The 4,946-nt window shown below is 65.2% G+C and carries 4 protein-coding genes; all 4 read left to right on the plus strand.

Annotated features, from left to right (window positions below; genetic code table 11):
- Window positions 1–526 precede the first annotated feature (526 nt).
- The 4 genes from rpsL (at window position 527) to tuf (ending at window position 4,884) form a co-directional block, all read left to right on the plus strand.
- The gene (rpsL, locus tag ACWGH4_RS31180; RefSeq protein WP_003948652.1) at window positions 527–898 is read left to right on the plus strand and encodes a 30S ribosomal protein S12; all 372 of its coding nucleotides are present in this window, start codon (window positions 527–529) and stop codon (window positions 896–898) included.
- Window positions 899–900: 2 nt separating this feature from the next.
- Entirely contained in the window at window positions 901–1,371 is a 471-nt protein-coding gene (rpsG, locus tag ACWGH4_RS31185) for a 30S ribosomal protein S7 (RefSeq protein ID WP_100108597.1), read from the plus strand.
- 38 nt (window positions 1,372–1,409) lie between these two features.
- Window positions 1,410–3,536, plus strand: coding sequence for an elongation factor G (gene fusA, locus ACWGH4_RS31190; RefSeq protein ID WP_360043025.1), 2,127 nt, complete (start codon window positions 1,410–1,412; stop codon window positions 3,534–3,536).
- A 154-nt stretch (window positions 3,537–3,690) separates the two neighbouring features.
- Window positions 3,691–4,884: an elongation factor Tu gene (gene tuf, locus ACWGH4_RS31195; protein ID WP_005313609.1), complete on the plus strand. Its 1,194-nt coding sequence runs from the start codon at window positions 3,691–3,693 to the stop codon at window positions 4,882–4,884.
- The last annotated feature ends 62 nt before the right edge of the window (window positions 4,885–4,946 follow it).

The following is a 4,946-nucleotide window of genomic DNA, read 5'->3' on the forward strand; positions in this document are numbered from 1 at the left end:
CCCCGCACGGGGTGGCCGCCCTTCTTCGTTTTCCCGCGTGATGCTCGTGGGCCGGCGCCGGCGTGGGGGAGCGCCGTGCACGACAGCCCGGGAGGCCGGTGCGGAGCCGCTCGCACGACGGCAGGGCGGCCGGAGAGGCCCAGGGCGGAACGACTTCCGCCCCGTGCCGGCGGAGCGTCCACCGGGTCGTCGACGGTCCGCACGGGCAGCGTCGGTCCAGGCCGGACACTGCCGCCAAGATGGCCGAAAACCATCGCAAAACGGCCCGGCCCCTGCGGGCGGATCCGGCCCCCGGGCATTTGTTTTGACCGGAGTGGATGCGGTAGGTACGCTCAGACCTTGTGCCTGGGGTGTGCCTGGGCTCGTGTGCGTGTCTTCAACCGCATGGCGAGTCAGATATCGGCCACCGCAATCTGCGCTCTTTCCGCTTGGCGGCGGAGGTCTGCAGCATTCGACACACCCGACCGCGTGGGTCGGCGACGTTCCAGGTTAGCTTCACTGACGGCACACAGAAACCGGAGAAGTAGTGCCTACGATCCAGCAGCTGGTCCGTAAGGGCCGGCAGGACAAGGTCGAGAAGAACAAGACGCCCGCACTCGAGGGTTCCCCTCAGCGCCGCGGCGTCTGCACGCGTGTGTTCACGACCACCCCGAAGAAGCCGAACTCGGCCCTGCGTAAGGTCGCGCGTGTGCGTCTGACCTCCGGCATCGAGGTCACGGCCTACATCCCGGGTGAGGGACACAACCTGCAGGAGCACTCCATCGTGCTCGTGCGTGGTGGCCGTGTGAAGGACCTGCCGGGTGTTCGTTACAAGATCATCCGCGGTTCGCTCGACACCCAGGGTGTCAAGAACCGCAAGCAGGCCCGCAGCCGCTACGGCGCCAAGAAGGAGAAGTAAGAATGCCTCGTAAGGGCCCCGCCCCGAAGCGCCCGGTCATCATCGACCCGGTTTACGGTTCTCCTCTGGTGACCTCGCTCATCAACAAGATTCTGCTCAACGGCAAGCGTTCCACCGCTGAGCGCATCGTCTACGGCGCCATGGAAGGCCTCCGCGAGAAGACCGGCAACGACCCGGTCATCACGCTGAAGCGCGCCCTCGAGAACGTCAAGCCGGCGCTCGAGGTCAAGTCCCGCCGTGTCGGTGGCGCCACCTACCAGGTCCCGGTCGAGGTCAAGCCCGGCCGCGCCTCCACGCTGGCGCTGCGCTGGCTGGTCGGTTACTCCCGCGCCCGTCGCGAGAAAACCATGACCGAGCGCCTCATGAACGAACTGCTCGACGCCTCCAACGGCCTCGGCGCTTCGGTCAAGAAGCGTGAGGACACGCACAAGATGGCCGAGTCCAACAAGGCCTTCGCGCACTACCGCTGGTAGTCGCTACCCACATCGAGACCGAGAGAAGATTGAGCCTTATGGCCACCACTTCGCTTGACCTGGCCAAGGTCCGCAACATTGGGATCATGGCCCACATCGACGCGGGCAAGACGACGACCACCGAGCGCATCCTGTTCTACACCGGTGTGAGCTACAAGATCGGTGAGGTCCACGACGGCGCTGCCACGATGGACTGGATGGAGCAGGAGCAGGAGCGCGGCATCACGATCACGTCCGCCGCGACGACCTGTCACTGGCCGCTCGAGGACGTCGATCACACCATCAACATCATCGACACCCCGGGTCACGTCGACTTCACCGTCGAGGTGGAGCGTTCGCTTCGTGTCCTCGACGGTGCCGTCACGGTGTTCGACGGTGTCGCCGGTGTCGAGCCCCAGTCCGAGACTGTCTGGCGCCAGGCGGACCGCTACGGCGTTCCGCGTATCTGCTTCGTCAACAAGCTCGACCGCACCGGTGCCGAGTTCCACCGCTGTGTCGACATGATCAGCGACCGCCTGGGCGCGACGCCGATCGTCATGCAGCTGCCGATCGGTGCCGAGGCCGACTTCAAGGGCGTCGTCGACCTGGTTCGTATGAAGGCCCTCGTGTGGTCCGCCGAGGCCACCAAGGGCGAGATGTACGACGTCGTCGACATCCCGGCCACCCACACCGAGGCTGCCGACGAGTGGCGCGGCAAGCTCCTCGAGACGGTCGCCGAGAACGACGAAGAGATCATGGAGCTGTACCTCGAGGGCCAGGAGCCTTCCGAGGAGCAGCTGTACGCCGCGATCCGTCGTATCACCATCGCGTCCGGCGTCTCCAAGGACACCACGGTCACCCCGGTGTTCTGCGGTACCGCCTTCAAGAACAAGGGCGTTCAGCCCCTGCTCGACGCGGTCGTGCGCTACCTCCCCTCCCCCCTGGACGTCGAGGCCATCGAGGGCCACGACGTGAAGGACCCGGAGACGGTCGTCAAGCGCAAGCCGTCCGACGACGAGCCGCTGTCGGCCCTCGCGTTCAAGATCGCGAGCGACCCGCACCTCGGCAAGCTCACCTTCGTCCGGATCTACTCCGGTCGCCTGGACTCCGGCACCGCGGTGCTGAACTCCGTCAAGGGCAAGAAGGAGCGCATCGGCAAGATCTACCGCATGCACGCGAACAAGCGTGAGGAGATCGAGTCGGTGGGCGCCGGCGACATCGTCGCCGTCATGGGCCTGAAGCAGACCACCACCGGTGAGACGCTGTGCGACGACAAGAACCCGGTGATCCTGGAGTCCATGGACTTCCCGGCGCCGGTCATCCAGGTCGCGATCGAGCCCAAGTCCAAGGGTGACCAGGAGAAGCTGGGTGTCGCCATCCAGCGTCTCGCGGAGGAGGACCCCTCCTTCCAGGTTCACTCGGACGAGGAGACCGGCCAGACCATCATCGGTGGTATGGGCGAGCTGCACCTCGAGGTGCTGGTCGACCGTATGCGCCGTGAGTTCAAGGTCGAGGCGAATGTCGGTAAGCCGCAGGTGGCATACCGTGAGACGATCCGTAAGGGCGTCGAGCGCCACGACTACACGCACAAGAAGCAGACCGGTGGTACCGGTCAGTTCGCCAAGGTGCAGATCGCGATCGAGCCGATCGAGGGCGGCGACGCCTCGTACGAGTTCGTGAACAAGGTCACCGGTGGCCGCATCCCCAAGGAATACATCCCCTCGGTGGACGCGGGTGCGCAGGAGGCCATGCAGTTCGGCATCCTGGCCGGCTACGAGATGACGGGCGTTCGCGTCATTCTTCTCGACGGTGGCTACCACGAGGTCGACTCCTCCGAGCTCGCGTTCAAGATCGCCGGTTCGCAGGCCTTCAAGGAGGCCGCGCGTAAGGCCAGCCCCGTGCTGCTCGAGCCGATGATGGCCGTAGAGGTCACCACGCCCGAGGATTACATGGGCGAGGTCATCGGCGACATCAACTCCCGCCGTGGTCAGATTCAGGCCATGGAGGAGCGGATGGGCGCCCGGATCGTCAAGGGTCTGGTGCCGCTTTCGGAGATGTTCGGCTACGTCGGAGACCTCCGCAGCAAGACTTCGGGTCGCGCAAGCTACTCGATGCAGTTCGACTCCTACGCCGAGGTTCCCCGGAACGTCGCCGAGGAGATCATCGCGAAGGCCAAGGGCGAGTAACTCTCCCGAGTTCACGCTTTAGGCTTGTCACCGGAGCCTCCCGGGGCATTCCAGCCGCACCACGGCGGGAATGCCCCAGGGCCCCGGCATTCCAGCAAAGATCACCTGGCGCCGATGAGTAAGGCGTACAGAACCACTCCACAGGAGGACCCCAGTGGCGAAGGCGAAGTTCGAGCGGACTAAGCCGCACGTCAACATCGGCACCATCGGTCACATCGACCACGGTAAGACGACCCTCACGGCCGCCATTACCAAGGTGCTGCACGACGCGTACCCGGACCTGAACGAGGCCTCGGCCTTCGACCAGATCGACAAGGCTCCTGAGGAGCGCCAGCGCGGTATCACCATCTCCATCGCGCACGTCGAGTACCAGACCGAGTCGCGTCACTACGCGCACGTCGACTGCCCCGGTCACGCGGACTACATCAAGAACATGATCACGGGTGCGGCGCAGATGGACGGCGCCATCCTCGTGGTCGCCGCGACCGACGGCCCGATGCCGCAGACCAAGGAGCACGTGCTCCTGGCCCGCCAGGTCGGCGTTCCGTACATCGTCGTCGCCCTGAACAAGGCCGACATGGTGGACGACGAGGAGATCCTGGAGCTCGTCGAGCTCGAGGTGCGTGAGCTCCTCTCCGAGTACGAGTTCCCGGGCGACGACGTTCCCGTCGTCAAGGTCTCGGCGCTCAAGGCTCTCGAGGGCGACAAGGAGTGGGGCCAGTCGGTCCTGAACCTGATGGCCGCCGTCGACGAGGCGATCCCGCAGCCCGAGCGTGACGTCGACAAGCCGTTCCTGATGCCGATCGAGGACGTCTTCACGATCACCGGTCGTGGCACCGTCGTCACCGGTCGTATCGAGCGTGGTGTCCTCAAGGTCAACGAGACCGTCGACATCGTCGGTATCAAGACCGAGAAGACCACCACCACGGTCACCGGCATCGAGATGTTCCGCAAGCTGCTCGACGAGGGCCAGGCGGGCGAGAACGTCGGTCTGCTCCTCCGTGGCATCAAGCGCGAGGACGTCGAGCGCGGCCAGGTCATCATCAAGCCGGGTTCGGTCACGCCGCACACCAGCTTCGAGGCCCAGGCCTACATCCTGTCGAAGGACGAGGGTGGCCGTCACACCCCCTTCTTCAACAACTACCGCCCGCAGTTCTACTTCCGTACCACGGACGTGACCGGCGTCGTGACCCTCCCCGAGGGCACCGAGATGGTCATGCCGGGCGACAACACCACCATGACCGTCGAGCTGATCCAGCCCGTCGCCATGGAGGAGGGCCTCAAGTTCGCCATCCGTGAGGGTGGCCGGACCGTGGGCGCCGGCCAGGTCACCAAGATCAACAAGTAATTGTTGCTCTGACCTGGTAGCTCGCTGAGCTGCAAGAAGGGCCCCGCACCTCTCGGTGCGGG

The sequence above is a fragment of the Streptomyces sp. NPDC054847 genome, from assembly GCF_053610925.1.